Genomic DNA, 19,072 nt, shown 5'->3' on the forward strand with positions numbered 1-19,072 from the left:
CCTTGACGGACATCGCCTGCGGTGGCAGCGTGTGGAACACCTCGCTGAAATACTCAGTGCGCTGATTAATGGCGAAGAGATGAGGCTTCTCGGATGGACAAGGTGGTCGCCACGGCCCTTCAGGCGGTGGCCGATGTGCCGGACGGCGCGTCCCTCGCGGTCGGCGGATTCGGGCTGAGCGGTGTGCCGAACGTGCTGATCCAGGCGTTGTACGAGCGCGGAGTCGGCGGCCTCTCGGTCGTCTCCAACAACTGCGGGGCGATGGAGTCCGGTCTCGCGGTACTGCTGGCCGCGGGGCGGATCAGCCGGGTGACCGGCTCCTACATCGGCGGCAACAAGGAGTTCGCCCGCCAGTACCTGGGCGGCGAGCTGGAACTGGAGCTGATCCCGCAGGGCACGCTGGCCGAGCGGCTGCGCGCGGGCGGCGCCGGCATCCCCGCCTTCTACACCCCCGCCGGGGTCGGCACCCAGGTGGCCGAGGGCGGGCTGCCGTGGCGCTACGACCGTGAGGGCGGCGTCGCGCTGGCCTCGCCGCCGAAGGAGGTGCGGGAGTTCGACGGCGTGGAGTACGTCCTGGAGCGCGCCATCCGCACCGACTTCGCGCTGGTCAGGGCCGCGAAGGGCGACCGGCACGGAAACCTGGTCTTCAACCGGTCCTCCCGCAACTTCAACCCCCTCGCGGCCATGGCGGGGAGGGTCACGGTCGCCGAGGTGGAGGAGCTGGTCGAGCCCGGCGAGATCGACCCGGACGCGGTGCACCTGCCGGGTGTGTTCGTGCAGCGGGTGGTGGCGCTGACCCCGGAGCAGGCGGCGGACAAGCGGATCGAACGGCGCACGATTTCCGCGCCTCCGGCACGAGGGACGGTGAGCAGCTGATGGCCTGGACACGCGAGGAGATCGCCGCGCGCGCGGCACGCGAGCTGCGCGACGGCCAGTACGTCAACCTCGGCATCGGCCTGCCGACGCTGATCCCGAACCACCTGCCCCCGGGTGTGGAGGTGGTCCTGGAGTCGGAGAACGGCATCCTGGGCACGGGCCCCTACCCGGCCGAGGACCAGGTCGACCCGGATCTGATCAACGCGGGCAAGGAGACCGTGACGGTCCTGCCGGGCGCCTCCTTCTTCGACTCGGCGCTGTCCTTCGCGATGATCCGCGGCGGGCACATCGACGTGGCCGTGCTCGGTGCGATGCAGGTCTCCGCCGGCGGCGACCTGGCCAACTGGGCGGTGCCGGGCAAGCTGGTCACCGGGATCGGCGGCGCGATGGACCTGGTGCACGGCGCCCGTCAGGTGATCGTGGTGATGACCCACACCGCCAAGGACGGCTCCCCGAAGATCCTCAAGGAGTGCACTCTGCCGCTCACCGGCAAGGCCTGTGTGAACCGAGTCATCACCGACCTCGCGGTGCTGGACGTCACCGAGCGGGGCCTGGCCCTGGTGGAGACCGCGCCCGGTGTCACCGTTGACGACGTCGTCGCCCGGACCGACGCCGAACTCGCCATCCCGGAGAATCCGCTGTGAACGCCGTCAACAGGCTCAACACGGTGTACCTCGTCGACGCCGTCCGCACCCCCATCGGCCGCTACAACGGCGCCCTGGCCTCCGTACGCCCGGACGACCTCGCCGCCCACGCGATCCGCGCCCTCCTCGCCCGGACCCCGGCCCTCGACCCGGCCCGGATCGAGGACGTCTACTTCGGCAACGCCAACGGCGCCGGGGAGGAGAACCGCAACGTCGCCCGCATGGCCGCACTCCTCGCCGGACTGCCCACCTCCGTGCCCGGCGTGACCGTCAACCGGCTGTGCGCCTCCGGCCTGGAGGCGGTCGTCCAGGCGGCCCGCGCCATCGCCGTCGGCGACGCGCACATCGCCCTCGCGGGCGGCGTGGAGTCCATGACCCGCGCCCCCTACGTCCTGCCCAAGTCCGACCGGCCCTTCCCGGCCGGACACGCCGAGCTGTACTCCACGACACTCGGCTGGCGCATGGTCAACCCGGAGATGGATCCGCAGTGGACCATCCCCCTCGGCGAGTCCGCCGAACTCATCGCCGACAAGCACAAGATCACCCGCGAGCAGCAGGACGAGTTCGCCCTGGCCTCCCACCGCAAGGCGGCCGCGGCTTACGAACAGGGCCTGTTCGAGGCGGAGTTGACGCCCGTGCCGGTCCCGCAGCGCAAGGGCGACCCGGTGTCCTTCGCCGCCGACGAGTGCGTACGGCCGGACGCCTCCCTCGCCGCGATGGCCAGGCTCAAGCCGTCCTTCCGCACGGAGCACGGCACGGTCACGGCGGGCAACGCCTCCCCGCTGAACGACGGCGCCGCCGCCCTCCTCCTCACCGACGAGGAGGGCCTGAGGGCCACCGGCCGCGAACCGCTCGCCCGGATCTCCGCGACCGGCGTGTCCGCGACCGACCCGCACTACTTCGGACTCGCCCCCGTCGAGGCCGTCAACCGCGCCCTCGCCAAGGCGGGCAAGGCATTCGGCGACCTGTCGGTCCTGGAGCTGAACGAGGCGTTCGCCGCCCAGGTCCTCGGCTGCCTCGCCGAATGGCCCGGGTTCGACCCTGCGGTCCTCAACCCCCAGGGCGGCGCCATCGCGCTCGGCCACCCCCTCGGCGCCTCCGGCGCCCGCCTGGCCGGCACGGTCGCCCACCAGCTCGCCCGTCGCGGCTCCGGCACCGGCGTGGCCACCCTCTGCATCGGCGTGGGCCAGGGCCTCGCCCTCGTACTCGAACGCTGACCCCTAGGACGTCCCATGACTCTCACCCAGGCCGACATCGACCTCGAGATCGCCGCCGAGCACGCCGCGTACGAGAAGCGCGTCGCCGACGGCGCCCCCGTCGAGCACCATCCGCGCCGTGACTACGCGCCCTACCGCTCCTCCGTGCTCCGGCACCCGAAGCAGCCCCTGGTCGCCATCGACACCGCCCAGGACCCGGAGCTGGTGGAGCTGCACTCGCCCGCCTTCGGGGAGCGCGACATCACCGGGATCGACAACGACCTCACCCGGCACCACCGGGGGGAACCGGTCGGTGAGCGGATCACCGTCTCCGGGCGGCTGCTGGACCGCGACGGGCGCCCGGTGCGCGGCCAGCTGATCGAGATCTGGCAGGCCAACTCGGCCGGCCGCTACGCCCATCAGCGCGAGCAGCACGACGCCCCGCTCGACCCGAACTTCACCGGCTTCGGCCGCACCCTCACCGACGCCGAGGGCCGCTACCACTTCACCACCATCCAGCCCGGCCCCTACCCGTGGCGCAACCACGTGAACGCCTGGCGCCCCGCCCACATCCACTTCTCGGTGTTCGGCGCGGCGTTCACCCAGCGGCTGGTGACGCAGATGTACTTCCCGAACGACCCGCTCTTCCCGTACGACCCGATCCTGCAGTCGGTGACGGACGACGCGGCCCGGCAGCGGCTGGTCGCCACCTACGACCACAGCCTGTCGGTGCCGGAGTTCTCCCTCGGCTACCGCTGGGACATCGTGCTGGACGGCCCGGCCGCCACCTGGACCGAGGAAGGACGCTGACCGCCATGACGAAGACCGACACCAGCAGCCCGGAGCAGGTGCTGCCCACCCCGTCCCACACGGTCGGCCCCTTCTACGGCTACGCCCTGCCCTTCCGCGGCGGCGAGGAGATCGCCCCGCTCGGCCACCCGGACACCATCACCGTGCACGGGTACGTCCTCGACGGTGCGGGCGAGCCGCTGCCGGACGCGCTCGTCGAGCTGTGGGGTCCGCGCCCCGACGGCACGGTGCCGCAGGTGGACGGCTCCATCCGGCGGGACCCGGCCACCGGCGGGTACCTGGGCCGCAACGGCGTGGAGTTCACCGGCTGGGGACGCATCCAGACCGATGCGAACGGCCACTGGTACGCGCGTACGCTGCGGCCCGGCGCACGCGGCCGGAACGCGCCGTACCTGAGCGTCTGCGTCTTCGCGCGCGGCCTGCTCGTCCACCTGTTCACCCGCGGCTACCTGCCGGACGACGAGGCCGCGCTCGCCGCCGACCCGCTGCTCACCCGGGTGGGCGACCGGCGCGACACGCTGATCGCCGCCGCGGAGGGCCCGGGCACCTACCGTTTCGACATCCGCCTTCAGGGCGAAGGCGAGACGGTCTTCCTGGAGTACCAGTGACATCTGCCACCCCTCCGTACACCGACACCGGCCTGCTCGCACCCGGGTGGGGGCTGTCGGGCGCCGCGTCCGAGACCAGTGACCACGCGTATCTGCGGGCGCTGCTGGACGCCGAGGCCGCGCTGACCCGGGCGCAGGCCGTGCTCGGACTCGCCCCGGCCGGGGCGGCGACGGCGGTGACCGAGGCGGCCGTCCCCGAGCGGTTCGGCATCCGGGACCTGGCCGCGCGGGCCCGGGACGGCGGCAACCCGGTCATCCCGCTGGTGGCCGACCTGACGAGGGCGGTCGGCGAGGAGTACGGCCCCTACGTCCACCGGGGCGCCACCAGCCAGGACATCATGGACACGGCGACGATGCTGGTCGCCGCGCGCACCATCGGACTGGTCCTCGCCGACCTCGGGCGCACCGAGCGGGCGCTGGCCGGGCTCGCCGCCGGGCACCGGGAGACGGTGATGCCGGGACGGACGCTGACCCAGCACGCCGTACCGACCACGTTCGGGCTGAAGGCGGCCGGCTGGCGCTCACTGGTCCTGGACGCGCTCGACCGCCTCATCGGGGTACGGGACTCGCTGCCCGCCCAACTCGGGGGCGCGGCCGGCACCCTGGCGGCCTTCCAGGCGTACGGCGCCACGGACCCCACCGCGCTGATCGCGGCGTACGCCCGTGAAGTCCGCCTGGCCGAACCGGAGTTGCCCTGGCACACGCTGCGCACGCCGATCGCCGACCTGGCCGGGTGCCTGGCCTTCGCGGCGGGGGCGCTGGGCAAGCTCGCCGTGGACGTGCTGACGCTGTCGCGCACCGAGATCGGCGAGGTGAGCGAGGGCGGTGGCGGCGGCTCGTCGGCCATGCCGCACAAGGCGAACCCGGTGCGCGCCACGCTCCTCCTGGCCGCCGCCCGGCGTGCCCCGCAGCTCGCGGCCACGCTGTACGGCTCCCTCACCGCCGAGGACGAGCGGCCGGCCGGTGCCTGGCATGCCGAGTGGGAGCCGCTGCGTGACCTGCTCCGGCTGGTGGGCGGCGCGGCCGCCCACGCGGCCGAACTGGCCGAGGGGCTGCGCGTGCACCCCGAGGCGATGCGCCGGAACCTGGGCCTCACCCAGGGCCTGATCGTCTCCGAACGGCTGTCGGCCGCCCTCTCCCCCGTCCTCGGCCGGGCGCGTGCCAGGGAGCTGCTGACCGAGCTGGCCCGCCGCGCCCACACCGAGGACCGCTCCCTACGAGAACTCCTCGCAGAACAGGGGGAGTTGAAGGACGTCGACCTGGACGACCTCTGCGCACCCGCCCACTACACCGGCTTCGCCGGAACGCTCACCGACCGTGCCCTGGAGCGACGTTGACCGAGAAACTCCTCAACCACCTGGCAGAAGGCCCGGCTTCCGCGCCGCCCCTGCTGCTCGGACCCTCGCTGGGCACCTCGTACGCCCTGTGGGACGCGGTCGCGCCCGAGCTGTCGGCCGCCCACCGTGTGGTGCGCTGGGACCTGCCCGGCCACGGCGGGTCGGCGCCGGAGCTGATCGGGCCGGGCGCGACCGTCGGCGACCTGGCCGCGCTGGTGCTGGCCCTCGCCGACGCGCTCGGCATCGACCGGTTCGCCTACGCGGGCGTCTCCCTCGGTGGCGCGGTCGGGCTGCACCTGGCCGTGCACCATCCCGACCGGCTGACCTCCCTCGCCGTGCTGTGCTCCGCCGCCCGCTTCGGCGACGGCACGGCCTGGCGGGAGCGGGCGGACCGGGTGCGCCGCGAGGGCATGGAGTGGCTGGTGGCGAGCGCCGACGCGCGCTGGTTCACGCCCGGCTTCACCGTGCCGAGGCTGGTGCGGGACCACCGGGAGGCCGATCCGGCGGCGTACGCCGCGTGCTGCGACGCGCTCGCCGCGTTCGACCTGCGCGACCGGCTCGGCGAGATCGCCGTACCGACGCTGCTGGTGGCGGGCAAGCAGGATCCCGCGACGCGGCCCGCGCAGCTGCGGGAGATCGCCGACGCGGTGTCCGCCGCGACGCTGGTGGAGCTGCCCGGCGCCTCCCATCTGGCGCCCGCCCAGTGCCCGCGGGCCGTGCTGACCGCGCTGCGCACCCAGCTGGACGGGCCGCCGGCCAGCGGGATGGCGGTGCGCCGGGAGGTGCTGGGCGACGCCCACGTGGACCGGGCGCAGGCCCGGCAGACCCCGTTCACCGCCCGGTTCCAGGACTTCATCTCCCGCTACGCCTGGGGCGAGATCTGGACCGATCCGACGTTGTCCCGGCGCGAGCGCAGCATGATCACGCTGACCGCGCTGGTCGCCCACGGCCACTACGACGAGCTGACGATGCACGTCCGGGCGGCGCGCCGCAACGGTCTGACGCCCGAGGAGATCGGCGCGGTACTGCTGCAGACCGCCGTCTACTGCGGGGTGCCGGCCGCCAACTCCGCGTTCGCGACCGCCCAGCGGGTACTCGCGGAGGAGGCCGGCGACGAAAGGTGACCCCGCTGGCCGTAGCTCCGCCGGCACCACCCTGCCGGCAGCGGGCCGTGCCGGGGCCGGCAGCGACGGTCGCCGACGGCGCCGCCGGGCGAACGGGCCCTGGCCGCAGAGGAGTTGCTACTTCGACGGCACGCGGCGGGACCGGGCGCACGAGGGGACGTACGGCCCTCGGGTGCGGGGGCGCCCGGCGGCGGTCACGGAGCGGTTGCTGACGGTGTGAGGCCGCCGACCGCGCTACCGCAGCCCCCGCCCCGTCTCCAGCACCTCCCTCGCCTGGGCCACCAGGCCCTCCGCGCCGCACGCCCGGGCCAGGTCCAGGCCCCGGTTCAGTTCCGTGACGGAGCGGGCGGCGATGCCGTACTCGACGCGGGCCGCCGCGTGTTCGTACTGGCAGGGTGAGGCCTCCAGGTAGGTGACGGCCTGGGCGGCGAGCTGGACCGCGCGCCCGCCGGTCTCCAGGGCGGCGGCGCAGCGCAGGGCCTCGCCGATGGCGGTGTCCGTGCCGAAGCGCTCGGCCTGCCGGCGGGCGTCGGCGGCGAGCTGGGCGGCGCGGGCCGGGTCCTGGTCGGCGAGGGCCTTGGCGAGGTCGACGGACCAGGGCGACAGGACCGGGTTGTGGCCGCCGCGCGAGGCGGCGGTCTTCTCGGCGGCCTCCAGTTCGTGGACGCCCTCCTCGGTGCGGCCGACGGCGAGCAGCAGCCGGCCGCGCACGCAGCGGATGTCCGGCAGCACGATCGTGGAGGGGTAGGGCGGCGCGAAGCCGTACTGCTCGGCGATCGACCAGGCCTCGTCGGTACGGCCGCGGGCCAGCAGCGTGTCGACCAGTCCGCAGGTCGCCGACCAGTACAGCGGCAGGCGGCGGCCGACGCGTTCGGCGAGGACCAGGGCCTCGCGCAGGGTGGACTCGGCGTCGCGCAGCCGGCCCTGCCTGCGGTAGGCCAGACCGAGGAAGGCGTTGGCGAGGGAGAGGTGGCCGCCGCGCCAGCCGGCGCCGGTGTAGACGCGCAGGGCCTCGGCGAACAGGCTCTCGGCGCGGTCGAGCCGGTCGGCGTAGGCGTAGGAGCTGCCGAGCATCATCAGCAGCTCCATGCCCCACTCGGGGTCGGTCCAGCCGAGGCCGGGGGCGAGGCGGCCGTTGACGAGGGCGCGGTCGCACAGTTCGAGCACCTCGTCGGCGCTCTCGCCGTGGGTCATGGCGTCGAAGCCGCGCAGGATGAGCAGGGCGCGTTCGGCGTTGTCGCGGCCGGTGCAGGTGGCCGCGAGTTCGGCGAGGCGCCGGGAGCGGGCCGGGGAGACGGTCTCGCCGTGGATGCCCTCCCACATGAACTGCACGGCCTGCAACCGCAGCTTCACGGGCCCGGGTTCGTGCCGGGCGGCCTCGGCCTCGACCGTGCGGACGGCCTCCTCCAGCTGGTCGTTGTGCAGCAGCGCCTGGGAGAGCCGGACCACCGCGTCGACCCGCCGCTCCCCGTCGAGCCCGGGCATGCCGAGCGCGAACTGGAGGTGGTCGATGGTGACGGCGGGGGCCGTGAGCAGGGTGGCGCAGCCCAGTTCGTACAGGACGTGGGCGTGCACCTCGGGGAGCGGCGGCTCGCGCAGCGCGCGTTCGAGGCAGGTGCGGGCCGCGTCCGGGGCACCGACGGCGAGGTGTTCGCGGGCGGCCTCGCGCAGCTGCTCCACGAGTTCCTCGTCGCCGTCCGGGTGCACCTTCAGCAGGTGCCGGGCGGCCTGGGCGGCGCCGCGTCCCAGCTCGGTGATGATCTGGGCGGCGACGCCGTGCATGGCGGTGCACACCCCGGAGGGGATGGAGTGGTAGACGGCGCTGGCGATGAGCGGGTGGACGAACTCCAGCTCGCCCTCCTCGCGTTCGGCGCCGGCGCCCTGTGTCCCGACGGGCTCGGGCTCGGTGAGGATGCGGGCGGTGCAGAGCAGGTCGGCGCAGTGGCGGGCGACGGCCTCGTCCATCGTGGCGAGGCGGGCGACCATGTCGACGGTGATGCCGGTGCCGAGGATGGCGGCGGCCCAGGCGAACTGGGTGGCCTCCAGGCCGAGCCCCTTGAGCCGGTCGACCAGTCCGCCGCCGCGGGCGGCGCGGTTGAGGGCGCGCAGTTCGCCGGCCCGGGCCTCGACCGGCTGCACTTCGCTGTCCTGCACCTTGGCGAGGAGTTCGACGGTCTCGTAGGGGTTGCCCGCGGTGACGGCCCAGACCTCGCGGCAGAACGCGTCGTCGGCGTGCCGGCCGAGGGTGGCGCGGGTGAGTCCGGCGGCGGCCTCCGGGGTGAGGGCCCTGAGGCTGGTGACGGGGCGGCCCGCGGCGGCCACCGCGTCGAGGTGGCGGGCGCTGTCGCCGCTGACCTCGCCGGGGCGGCGGGCGACCACGACGAGGACGGAGAGGTCGTCCAGGCGCTCGGCGAACGCGGCGAGCCAGCGCAGGGTCTCCTGGTCCGCCCAGTGCGCGTCGTCGATCAGCAGCACCAGCGGCCACTCGCGGCGGGCGAGCCGGCGTACCGCGGCGACGAGTCCGTCGCACACGTACTGCGGGTCGACGCTGGCCTCCTGCGGATCCGCTATGCCGAGGGCGGGTCCGGCGATGTCGTACCAGTCGCCGAGGTACTCGCGGGCCTCCTCGGGCAGTAAGGACAGCAGGGCGGGCTGGAGCAGCTGCCGTACCACGTTGAACGGGACGGACCTCAGGGTCTCCGCGCCGCGCGCGGACCACACCGCGCAGCCCCGGCGCTCGGCGATGCGGCGTGTCTCGGCCAGCAGCGCGGTCTTGCCGAGTCCCGCCTCGCCGCGGAGGACCAGCAGACTGCCCGCGGACGACTGGTCGGCGCACAGGAGGTCGAGTGCCTGTGCGACGGTGGCGATCTCCGCGTCCCGCTCCCACAGGGAAGCCGAGGCGGCCGCCGGCGGCCGTCCCTCCGTCATCCCGTTACCTCCCCAGGTCGCCCGAATGACGTACAGACCACGAGCGTAGCCGTCCGGCGGGAGGTGTGGTGGCCGGTCGGGGCAGCTGTTGCCCCGGCGGGTGAAAGCGGGTGCGGACAGGCGACGCACACCGGGCCCGAACAGCCGGTCAGCAGCGGACGGGGCGTCAACCTTCGTCCGGGGAAAGCCGGTTCGGGATCTGTGCGCCCGCACGCGGACCGAGAGTGTGCGCGGTGCGATGCGGAGAGGCCGGTGGGCGATCGGGTCGAGGGGTACGAATCCGCTGTGCGCCGCCCCGGGGGTCCCTCACGCCGGGGCACGGTCACCCCCGGCGGACGTGTGCGGGAGGAAAGCCGACATGTGCGTGAGGGAAGCGGACGTGTGCATGAAGGAAGCGGACGTGTGCGTGAGGAAAAAATTCCGGTTGCGAAATGTCCGGTCCGGTCGATTCGCGGCGGATCCTCTCATCACACTTTCACGGTCGCCTCATACGGTGGGGTCATGACGCAGGTGACTCCCCCCGGGTGGTACCCCGACCCCGGGCAGACGAACGACGGTCCGCCCACCGAACGCTGGTGGGACGGCACGGCCTGGACGGGCCAGACCCGCCCCGCCGGGACGGCCGCCACGTGGGGTCCCCCGACGCAGCCGCCGCCGGCCGGCGGCCCGCAGCCGGCGCAGCCTGCGGCACCCGCGGCTCCCCCGGCCTTCGGCGCTCAGCCCGGGTATCCGGCGTATCCGGGCTACTTCGCCCCGCCGCCGGCCGCGTCCCGGCGCCGGGTGCGCACGGGCGTGGCGGTCGTGGCGGCGACCGCGGTCCTGGCGAGCATCGCGGTCGGCGTGTGGGCCCTGACCAAGGACCCGGGCGGCGGCAGCGCCGACCGGGCCGGGTCGCGACAGGGAGCCCCGGGCGGGCAGAACGGCGGTCCGGGCGGTGGTTTCGGCGGCCAGGGCGGCTCGGGGGGCTCGGGCGATTCCGGGGGTTCGGGCGGCGGTTTCGGCGGTCCCGGCGGATCCGGTGGGGCCTCGCCGTCGCCGAACCCGTCCGCGGCACCCAAGGTCAAGGGCGGGGGCACGGTGCCGGACCCGGTCAACGGCATCAGCCTGCCGGTGCCGAAGGGCTGGACCGGGCAGACGATCAGCGTCGGCGCAGAAGTGACCTCCGACGACTCCTACAAGTGCCCGGGAGACCCCACCCAGACCTGCACCTCGGGCGGCGCCTACACGGCTTCGGCCCAGGCGTTGCGCCTCCAGGGCGACACGGCCCAGAAGGTCGCCGAGGCGGACATCGCGGCCAACGCCAAGCAGTCCTACGGCGGCACCACCTACGGCAGCATCACCTCGCACCAGGCTCTGGGCTCCGGCGCGGTGACGGTGGCCGGGCAGAAGGGGTACATGGTGCGCTGGAAGGCGGTCACCAGCAAGGGCGCCGACGGCTATGTCGAGTCGGTCGCCTTCCCCTCGCCCGACGACGCCAAGCAGATCGTGGTGGTGCGCTTCGGCATCGACGTCGGGCAGAGCACGGCGGTGATCGACGAGATCCTCAAGGGGATCAAGGTGTCGTCCGGCAGCGGGAACGGCCAGGACGTCTGACCCACGACCCCGGGACATGATCGGGGCCGCGGCCGCCGGAACATGAACAGGTCCGCGGCCGCCGGAACATGATCGGATCCGCGGCCGCCGGGACATGATCGGATCCGCGGCCGCCGGGACATGATGCGGCCGGGTGGGGCACCCCTCCGCTCAAGAGGAGCCCCACCCGGCCGGGGGGTGCGCGCCGCCCCCGTCCCCACGGTGCGGCGCGGGCAGGTCACCGTTCAGTCATCCCGTGAACGGCGGCCTGGGTCTCAGGTCAGCCCGAGCGCGGGCAGCACGGTGGCCTCCACGAACCGGCTGAGATAGTCGCCGTCGGCGTACTGGCCGCAGAGCACCGGCCGGACGCGCAGCACGCCGAAGATCATGGCGGGGACGTACTCCAGCGCCGGGTGGTCGGCCGGGACCTCGCCCCGGGCCACGCCGCGCTCGAGGATCTCCTGCAGCGCGGCGATCTCCGGGTACACGAGCGCCTCGCGCAGCGCCTGGGCCAGCTCCTGGTCGGCGGTGACCGCGGGCCCCAGGGCCTGCAGCAGCTTGGTGTCCTTGCCCGACCAGTCCCCCGCGGCCCGCGCGGCCTGGCGCAGGTCCTCGGCGAGCGAACCGGTGTCGATGCCGGAGAACCGCACCCGGCGGTTGGCCCGCAGCGCGGCCGCGACGAACTGCGGCTTGGTCTTCCACTGCCGGTAGAGCGTGGACTTGCTGCACCGGGTGCTGGCGGCGACGCCCTCCATGGTGACGGACTCGTAGCCGCATTCGCGGATCTGGTCCAGCACGGCGTCGAAGAACTCCCGCTCACGCTCGGGCGTGATCTTGGAGCGGCGCGAGGCGACGACCGTCTCCGGTCCGTCCGCGGCCTGCGACGTCATGCGGTGCTTCCCCTCTCGTGTTCCGCCGGGCCGGCGGTACGCGCCGCGCTCAAGCATCTCTATAGCGGCGCGCCCGACCCTGTCTCCCAGTGTGTCGTACATCAAGCGATACGCAAGTGTACCGGTACTCGACCGTATCGGTACACTGGCGTATCGGTACGATGGCGTATCGATGAGCTCCGCCGCGAGAGGCAGAGCTCGTACGCACCACCACACGCACCACCGTCAGCGAGGGGGCCGGGGGATGAACGCCCGAACCGAGCCTGCAGAGGCAGCAGCGGAGCCGCCGGACGCGACCGCGCGCCCGGCGCTCATACGTGAGCTCCTGCTGGTCGCGGGGCTCTTCCTCGTCTACAAGCTCGGCCGGCAGCTGGCCACCGGGCACACCGCGAACGCCCTGCACAACGCCCACCGCGTCTGGGACCTGGAGCGGGCGGTGCATCTCCCCCACGAGAACGCCGTGCAGTCCGCACTGCTGCACGGCGACACCCTCGTCCGCCTCGCGAACACCTACTACGCCACCGTCCACTTCCCGGCGACGCTGGCCTTTCTGGTCTGGCTGTATCTCAGACGGCCCGCGCACTACCTGTGGGCCCGCCGGGTCCTCGCGGTCCTCACCACGGCCGCGCTCGTGCTGCCGTTCACCTTCCCGCTGGCCCCGCCGCGGATGCTGACGGGCACCGGCCTGGTGGACACCGCCCGGGTCTACGGCCCGGACGTGTACGGCCCGCCGTCCAGCGACCACCTCTCCAACCAGTTCGCGGCGATGCCGTCGCTGCACTTCGGCTGGGCGCTGATGGTGGCGATCGGCCTGATCGCGGCCACCCGGTCCCGGTGGCGCCCGCTGTGGCTGCTGCACCCGCTGATCACCCTGCTGGTGATCGTGGGCACGGCGAACCACTACTGGCTCGACGCGATCGTCGCGACGGCCATGCTGGGCGTCGCCCTCGCGGTGATCCGTCCGCCGCACCGGACGGCCGGCCCGGCCGGACGCGGCGCCGGCCGGCCGGCGCCGCCGCGCGAGCCCGTCCTGGCGGGAGCGGGCCGATGAGCGCCGCCGCCGTGATCGCCGTCGCCCTCTCCCTGGTCTCGGCCGTCGCCTACGCGCTGGCCGCCGTCGCCCAGGAACGCCTCGCCTCGCGCACCACCGGCACCGGTCTGCTGCGGCTGCTCGGCACCGGCGCCTGGTGGTCGGCGGTCGGCCTGAACGCGGGCGCCGCCCTGCTGCACGTCATCGCCCTCAAGTACGGCCCGCTCACCCTCGTCCAGCCGCTCGGCGCGCTCACCCTGGTCGCGGCCGTACCGCTCGGCGCGCGGGCGGCCGGGCGCCGGGTCAGCGCGGTGGAGTGGCGCGGTACGGCGCTGACCCTGCTCGGGCTCGCCGCACTGCTCGTCACCGCCTCCGGGCCGGCGCCCGCGCGGGTGCTGTCACTGACCGAGGCGGTGGCGGTGGCCGGTACGACCGCCGCCACGATCGGCGTGCTCTCCTGGCCCGGCGCCCGGCCGGGCCTGCGGCACGCCACGGCGTCCGGCTTCGCCTCCGGCGTCGCCTCGGCGCTGACCCAGACGGTGACCGTGGCGGCCACGGACCGCACGGGCCCGGCCCTGAGCACCGAGGTCATCGTGGTCGCGGTGCTCGTCGCCGCGTTCGCCGTCGGCGGGCTGCTGCTGTCGCAGACCGCCTACCGCGGCGGCCTCGGCGCGCCGCTGGCCGTGGTCACCCTCGCCAACCCGGTGGCCGCCGCGGTGATCGGTCTCACGCTGCTCGGCCAGGGCCTCCAGGGCGGCCCCGCCGGGGTCCTGCTGGCTCTCGCCGGGGCGGGTCTGGCCTCGTGGGGCGTGGTCCTGCTCACCCGGGTCGCGCCGGAACCGGCGGCCGGGGACGACGACCACCCCGTGGCCGCGGTACTGGCTCTGGAGCCGGGCACGGCGACCGCCGAACCGGCCCTGGTGCCACGGCAGCCGGAACAGCCGGAACACCTCACGGCACTCTGACCCCCGCCTGCTCCGGCCCGCCCCCGCCTGCTCCGGCCCGCCCCCGCCTGCTCCGGCCTGCCCCCGCCTGCTCCGGCCCGCTCCGGCCCGCCGCGGAACGAGTCACGGGTGCGGGCGGTGCCGGGCCGGATCACTCCGGGTGGGTCAGTGCTTCCTTCTGCAGCTGCACCGCCGCCAGGAGGCTCAGCCTCGGCTCCGCCTGCCGCAGGGCCTTCACCGCCGCGACCGAGGCGATGTCCCCCTCGAAGCCGACGGCGGCCATCCGGGAGCGGACCCAACGGGCGCGCACCTGGCCCTCGGTGGCGGCGGCGGTCGACTCGACGAGTGCGGCGGCGCGCTCCAGGCCCGGGCGCTCCTCGGGCGTTGCCTCGGCCAGCGCCGCGCGCAGGGCGACGGCGACCAGGTCCGCGTCCCGGATGACGGGTACGACGTCGTGCCTCTTGTTCGGTCCTGCGAAAACTGCCATGTGGATCATGGTGGCCGCCTGGCCCGCCGGATGGCAAAGCACTTGAGGTTCCTCAGAGGGACGGCACACGTCGGCGGCCGGTGCGCGCGCTCGCCGCGCACCGGCCGCCGTCGCCGTGCTCTTCGTGTCCTGCTCTCCCCCGTCGGGTCCGGTTCAGTTCCAGCCCCGCGAGTCCTGCTTGAGCGCGGTGTCGACGGTCAGGGCCGTCGCCACCACGAGGCTCAGCAGCGGCTCGGGCAGCTGGTAGTGGATCTGCAGGACGTAGTTGTCCGCGGTGGTGAAGAGCGTCTTGGCGAGGCCCTCCCACGTCTTGGTGATCCGGGCGACCTCGTTGTCCGCGTGGTCGACGATGGCGAAGTCCCACGCCCGCCAGTTCTCCGCCTTGATCGCGCCGACCTGCCGGCCGTCCGCGTTCATCGCGAAGTTGATCTTCCCGATCATGTTCTGCTGGACGATCTCACCGACCGGCGAGCCGTCCGGGCGCGTCACGACGACCCGGGACTTGAAGAACTTCGCCGGCCGGGTCAGCACCAGCTGCGGCTGGCCGTAGGCGTCGCGGATCTCCAGCTTGTGGGTCATGAACTGGTCGAGGCTGGAGACGAAGCGCAGGATCTTCTTCAGCGCTCCCTGCCCGACCTCGGTGACCGAGCCGATCTCCCGGCCGTTCTGATCCATGACCTTGTACTCGTTGGTCACCTCGATCAGCTTGGCCTTCTGGTTCACGACCAGGACGGGCTCGGTGAAGAGGGTGCCGCCGCCGGGGCCGCCGCCCTGGATGCCGGCCTGCTGCTGCACCTGGCGCTGCACCTTGGGGTCGACGGCCTGCGCCTGCGGGGCGCCGTACTGCTGGGCGGCGGCCTGCTGTTGGGGGGCGGCCTGCTGCTGCGGAACCTGACCGGCGGGCTGCTGCGCCGGGTTGGTGTGCTCGGTCCACTGCGTGCCGTCCCAGTAGCGGAGCGTCTGCGACGCTCCGTGCGGATCCGGGTACCAGCCTGCCGGAGTGTTCGATTGCGTGGTCACCGGGGCACACTACCCTGATATGACCGGTACCTGACCAGTCCGCACGGAGCGGTGTTCATCGCCCGTTCACTCCCCGGCGATTGCCGGGTCGCTGACGCCGGGGCGGCCGTTCTCGACGTGGCCGGCGAAGCCGCGCACGAAGGCGGGGTCGGCCTCGCAGGTGACCGTCACGTCGTACCAGCGCCTGCTCGCCGTGAGGTTGACGGTGTGCCTGACGGTCGCGCCGGACCGTACCGGCACGGTGACCGGACCGCCGCCGTAGCCGTTGACGACCTTCAGCCCCACCGTGCCGGAACCCTTGTTGGTGAAGGTGAGTTCCAGGTCGTCGCCCACGTGCCGCGCGGTCGCCTCCGGTCCCGCCGTCCCGCCCCTGCCCTTGAAGACGCGCACGAAGCCGTTGGGACCGTGCACGGCGAGGTCGTGCACGCCGCCGGAGTAGGCCGAGTTCCAGGTGTCGGAGAGAGACTTGCCGGCCTGGGTGGTGTAGGTCCACGGGCCGTCGGCGCGGTTGCCCGAGGTGACGAGGAAGCCCGCGCCCGCGTGCGCCCCCGAGGCGAACGTGAGCGTGATAGTGCCGGCCGCGGGATCCGCGGAACCGTCCACCACGGGCGCGTACTTCAGCGGGCGGGTGGGCCGGCTGCCGCGCTCCTGCTTGGGCAGGGCGGGGTGCGCGGGCGGCTTGGGCACGTAGTCGGGGTGCCGGTTGTGGTCCGGCGGCTCGTAACCGGCCGTGGACGGCAGCGCGACCGGCTTGGTGTCCTTGCGGGAGAAGTCGAAGGCGCTGGTCAGGTCGCCGGTGACGGCGCGGCGCCAGGGTGAGATGTTCGGCTCGTGCACGCCGAATCGGCGCTCGATGAACCGGATGATCGAGGTGTGGTCGAAGGTCTCGGAGCAGACGTAACCGCCCTTGCTCCACGGGGAGACGACCAGCATCGGCACGCGCTGGCCCAGCCCGTACGGCCCGGCGGCATGGCTCGCGTCCCCCTTGTACAGGTCGAGGGAGGCGTCCACGGTCGACTTGCCCCGGTCGCCGGAGGCCGGCGGGAAGGGCGGGATGACGTGGTCGAAGAAGCCGTCGTTCTCGTCGTAGGTGAGGAACAGCGCGGTCTTGCCCCACACCTCGGGGTTGGAGGTGAGGGCGTCCAGGACCTGGGAGACGTACCAGGCGCCGTAGTTGGCGGGCCAGTTGGGGTGCTCGGTGAAGGCCTCGGGGGCGACGATCCAGGAGACCTGCGGCAGCTTGCCGGCCTTGACGTCGGCCTTCAGTTGGTCGAAGAAGCCCTCGCCCTTGCGGGCGTCGGTGCCGGTGCGGGCCTTGTCGTACAGCGGGTCGCCGGGCTTCGCGTCCCGGTACTGGTTGAAGTAGAGCAGGGCGTTGTCGCCGTAGTTGCCGCGGTAGGCGTCCTGGATCCAGCCCCAGCCGCCGCTCGCGTCCAGCCCGTCGCCGACGTCCTGGTAGATCTTCCAGGAGACCCCGGCCTGCTCCAGGCGCTCGGGGTACGTCGTCCAGCCGTAGCCCTTCTCGTCGTTGCCGAGGACCGGACCGCCGCCCTTGCCGTCGTTGCCGACGTAACCCGTCCACATGTAGTAGCGGTTGGGGTCGGTCGAGCCCATGAACGAGCAGTGGTAGGCGTCGCAGATGGTGAAGGCGTCCGCGAGGGCGTAGTGGAACGGTATGTCCTCGCGGGTCAGGTGCGCCATGGTCGTGGTGCCCTTGGCCGGTACCCATTTGTCGTACTTGCCTCCGTTGAAGGCGGCGTGGGTGTCCTGCCAGCCGTGCGGCAGGTCCTGGATGAAGGCGAGACCCAGGTCGTCGGCGTCCGGGTGGAAGGGCAGGACGTCCTTGGTGCCGTCGGACTGCTTCCAGACCGGGCGGCCGTTCTGCGTCACGGAGCGGGGGTCGCCGAAGCCGCGGACCCCGCGGAGCGTGCCGAAGTAATGGTCGAAGGATCGGTTCTCCTGCATGAGGACGACGATGTGCTCGACGTCCTTCACCGTCCCGGTACGGTGGTGCGCGGGCAGGGCGGCGGCGCGCTGGATGCTGCCGGAGAGCGCGCTGAACGCCGTGGTGGCGCCCGCGAGTTGGAGGAAGCGGCGCCGGTTGACTTCGGCCATGGGTCTGAGGGTCCTCTCGTCCTGACGTACGTGCTGCCGCTGACATGACGGAATCTGCGCGCAGCGAGTGTTCCAAGAGCAGCAAACGTCAGGGAAGGGTCTGGTGGCGCCTGCGTGAAAGTCGTCGGTCCGTTGCGGTGCCTCCACCGTTTCCACGCAGGCTTCCGTCAGGCGGAAGTTGGCATTGTGCACCGTGCCGCGCCTCCCGACGATGTGGCCACCACCCACAGACGGGAGCCGCAGCCATGCCGCACATGACCGCTTTCGCGCGGAACCAGTGGTACGTCGCCGCCTACGGCGAGGAGGTCGGGCGCGAGCTGCTCGGCCGGACGATCCTCGGGGAGCCGCTCGTCCTCTACCGCGCCGAGGAGGACGGCACCCCGGTCGCCCTGCACGACCGGTGCGTCCACCGCCGCTACCCGCTCTCCTCCAGCGGCCTGGACGGCGACCGGATCGTCTGCGGTTACCACGGTTTCACCTACGACCGCACCGGCGCCTGCGTGTACGTGCCGGGCCAGAAACGGATCCCGCGCACCGCACGCGTCGCCTCCTACCCGGTGGTGGAGCAGGACTCGCTGATCTGGGTGTGGATCGGCGATCCGGCGCTCGCCGACCCGCAGGCCATCCCCCGGGCCCGGCACCTGGACTCCCCCGGCTGGACCACCGTACGCGGCATGGAACCGATCGACGCCGACTACGGGCTGCTCGTCGACAACCTCCTCGACCTGTCCCACGAGACGTATCTGCACGGCGGTTACATCGGCACCCCCGAGGTCGCCGAGACGCCCATCACCACCGAGGTGGACGAGGGCGCGGGTGTGGTCCGGGTCAGCCGGCACATGGACGACGCCGAGTGCCCGTCCTTCTACGCCCGTTCCACCGGCATCGAGGGCCGGATCACCCGCTGGCAGGACATCGAGTACCACACGCCCTGCCTGTACCTGCTGCACAGCCGGATCGCGCCGGTGGGCGTCGTCCCCGAGCCGGACGGCAGCGACCCGCACGGATTCCACACCGAGATCACCTACGCCATCACCCCGTCCACCGACGGCAGGGTGTACGACTTCTGGGCGGTGTCCCGGGACTGGGCGACCGAGGACGCCGAGGTCACCGAGTTCCTGCGGGGCAACAACCACACCGTCGTCATGCAGGACGTGGACGCGCTCAACCTGCTGCAGCGCACCCTCGGCACCGAACGTACCGGCTACCAGGAGCTGAGCATCAACATCGACACCGGCGGGCTGGCCGCGCGCCGCATCCTGGCCCGGCTGGTCGAGGAGGGCGACAAGCCGGTCGAGGGGGTCCGGTGAGCCCCGGCACCGGCGAGGTCTACCGGATCGACTGGCTGCCGGGCACGGATGTGCTGCACGGCACCTGCTACTGCGGTGCGGAGCACACCGCCGAGGACCCGGTGGTGATGTGGGAGTGGATGCTGGCGCATCCCGAAGGACACGACAGCGAAGAGGCCGTACGGTGACCGAACGCGAACTC

The 19,072-nt window shown here is 73.1% G+C and carries 17 protein-coding genes; 12 read left to right on the forward strand and 5 right to left on the reverse strand.

Annotated elements, in window-relative coordinates; genetic code table 11:
* The first annotated feature begins 93 nt into the window (after positions 1–93).
* The 7 genes from ABB07_RS05290 to pcaDC are packed head-to-tail and all read left to right on the forward strand — an operon-like array spanning position 94 to position 6,595.
* Positions 94–876 carry a CoA transferase subunit A gene (locus ABB07_RS05290; protein WP_208897609.1) on the forward strand — a complete coding sequence of 261 codons (783 nt, stop codon included), beginning with the start codon at positions 94–96 and terminating at the stop codon, positions 874–876.
* Positions 876–1,520: a CoA transferase subunit B gene (locus ABB07_RS05295; RefSeq protein WP_208897610.1), complete on the forward strand. Its 645-nt coding sequence runs from the start codon at positions 876–878 to the stop codon at positions 1,518–1,520. Before ABB07_RS05290 ends, ABB07_RS05295 begins: the two co-directional genes overlap by 1 nt.
* Positions 1,517–2,737, forward strand: a complete 1,221-nt coding sequence (locus ABB07_RS05300; RefSeq protein ID WP_208897611.1) for a thiolase family protein — start codon at positions 1,517–1,519, stop codon at positions 2,735–2,737. Before ABB07_RS05295 ends, ABB07_RS05300 begins: the two co-directional genes overlap by 4 nt.
* 15 nt (positions 2,738–2,752) lie before the next feature.
* Entirely contained in the window at positions 2,753–3,526 is a 774-nt protein-coding gene (gene pcaH / locus ABB07_RS05305; RefSeq protein ID WP_208897612.1) for a protocatechuate 3,4-dioxygenase subunit beta, read from the forward strand.
* A 5-nt stretch (positions 3,527–3,531) separates the two neighbouring features.
* The gene (gene pcaG / locus ABB07_RS05310; protein ID WP_208897613.1) at positions 3,532–4,134 is read left to right on the forward strand and encodes a protocatechuate 3,4-dioxygenase subunit alpha; all 603 of its coding nucleotides are present in this window, start codon (positions 3,532–3,534) and stop codon (positions 4,132–4,134) included.
* A complete protein-coding gene (gene pcaB / locus ABB07_RS05315) occupies positions 4,131–5,471 on the forward strand; it encodes a 3-carboxy-cis,cis-muconate cycloisomerase (RefSeq protein ID WP_208897614.1) in 1,341 nt (446 codons plus the stop codon). The genes pcaG and pcaB overlap by 4 nt, the downstream gene beginning before the upstream one ends.
* A complete protein-coding gene (pcaDC, locus tag ABB07_RS05320; protein ID WP_208897615.1) occupies positions 5,468–6,595 on the forward strand; it encodes a bifunctional 3-oxoadipate enol-lactonase/4-carboxymuconolactone decarboxylase PcaDC in 1,128 nt (375 codons plus the stop codon). Before pcaB ends, pcaDC begins: the two co-directional genes overlap by 4 nt.
* 234 nt (positions 6,596–6,829) lie before the next feature.
* Here pcaDC and ABB07_RS05325 read toward each other — a convergent pair whose 3' ends face one another.
* A complete protein-coding gene (locus tag ABB07_RS05325; protein ID WP_208897616.1) occupies positions 6,830–9,523 on the reverse strand; it encodes an ATP-binding protein in 2,694 nt (897 codons plus the stop codon).
* 501 nt (positions 9,524–10,024) lie between these two features.
* Between ABB07_RS05325 and ABB07_RS05330 the strand changes: the two genes are divergently transcribed.
* The gene (locus ABB07_RS05330) at positions 10,025–11,116 is read left to right on the forward strand and encodes a DUF2510 domain-containing protein (protein ID WP_208897617.1); all 1,092 of its coding nucleotides are present in this window, start codon (positions 10,025–10,027) and stop codon (positions 11,114–11,116) included.
* Between the two features lie 254 nt (positions 11,117–11,370).
* Here ABB07_RS05330 and ABB07_RS05335 read toward each other — a convergent pair whose 3' ends face one another.
* A complete protein-coding gene (locus tag ABB07_RS05335) occupies positions 11,371–11,985 on the reverse strand; it encodes a TetR/AcrR family transcriptional regulator (RefSeq protein WP_208897618.1) in 615 nt (204 codons plus the stop codon).
* 244 nt (positions 11,986–12,229) lie between these two features.
* Here ABB07_RS05335 and ABB07_RS05340 point away from each other — a divergent pair, with 244 nt between their 5' ends.
* On the forward strand, positions 12,230–13,036 hold the full coding sequence (locus tag ABB07_RS05340) for a phosphatase PAP2 family protein (RefSeq protein ID WP_208897619.1): 807 nt from the start codon (positions 12,230–12,232) through the stop codon (positions 13,034–13,036).
* Complete coding sequence (locus tag ABB07_RS05345) at positions 13,033–13,980, forward strand: DMT family protein (RefSeq protein WP_208897620.1); 948 nt, start codon at positions 13,033–13,035, stop codon at positions 13,978–13,980. Before ABB07_RS05340 ends, ABB07_RS05345 begins: the two co-directional genes overlap by 4 nt.
* 130 nt (positions 13,981–14,110) lie before the next feature.
* Here the strand turns inward: ABB07_RS05345 and ABB07_RS05350 are convergent, their stop codons facing one another.
* The 3 genes from ABB07_RS05350 to ABB07_RS05360 all read right to left on the reverse strand — a co-directional run bounded on the left by ABB07_RS05350 (position 14,111) and on the right by ABB07_RS05360 (position 17,581).
* Complete coding sequence (locus ABB07_RS05350) at positions 14,111–14,446, reverse strand: hypothetical protein (RefSeq protein WP_208897621.1); 336 nt, start codon at positions 14,444–14,446, stop codon at positions 14,111–14,113.
* Positions 14,447–14,599: 153 nt separating this feature from the next.
* Entirely contained in the window at positions 14,600–15,466 is an 867-nt protein-coding gene (locus ABB07_RS05355) for an LURP-one-related family protein (RefSeq protein WP_208897622.1), read from the reverse strand.
* 66 nt (positions 15,467–15,532) lie between these two features.
* Positions 15,533–17,581 (reverse strand): phosphocholine-specific phospholipase C, encoded by a 2,049-nt coding sequence (locus tag ABB07_RS05360; RefSeq protein ID WP_208897623.1) that lies wholly within the window; start codon positions 17,579–17,581, stop codon positions 15,533–15,535.
* A gap of 245 nt (positions 17,582–17,826) precedes the next feature.
* Between ABB07_RS05360 and ABB07_RS05365 the strand changes: the two genes are divergently transcribed.
* On the forward strand, positions 17,827–18,891 hold the full coding sequence (locus ABB07_RS05365) for an aromatic ring-hydroxylating oxygenase subunit alpha (protein ID WP_208897624.1): 1,065 nt from the start codon (positions 17,827–17,829) through the stop codon (positions 18,889–18,891).
* Entirely contained in the window at positions 18,888–19,058 is a 171-nt protein-coding gene (locus ABB07_RS05370; RefSeq protein WP_208897625.1) for a hypothetical protein, read from the forward strand. The genes ABB07_RS05365 and ABB07_RS05370 overlap by 4 nt, the downstream gene beginning before the upstream one ends.
* Positions 19,059–19,072: the final 14 nt, after the last annotated feature.

The organism is Streptomyces incarnatus (assembly GCF_001027185.1).
In the GTDB taxonomy this organism is placed as follows: domain Bacteria; phylum Actinomycetota; class Actinomycetes; order Streptomycetales; family Streptomycetaceae; genus Streptomyces; species Streptomyces puniciscabiei.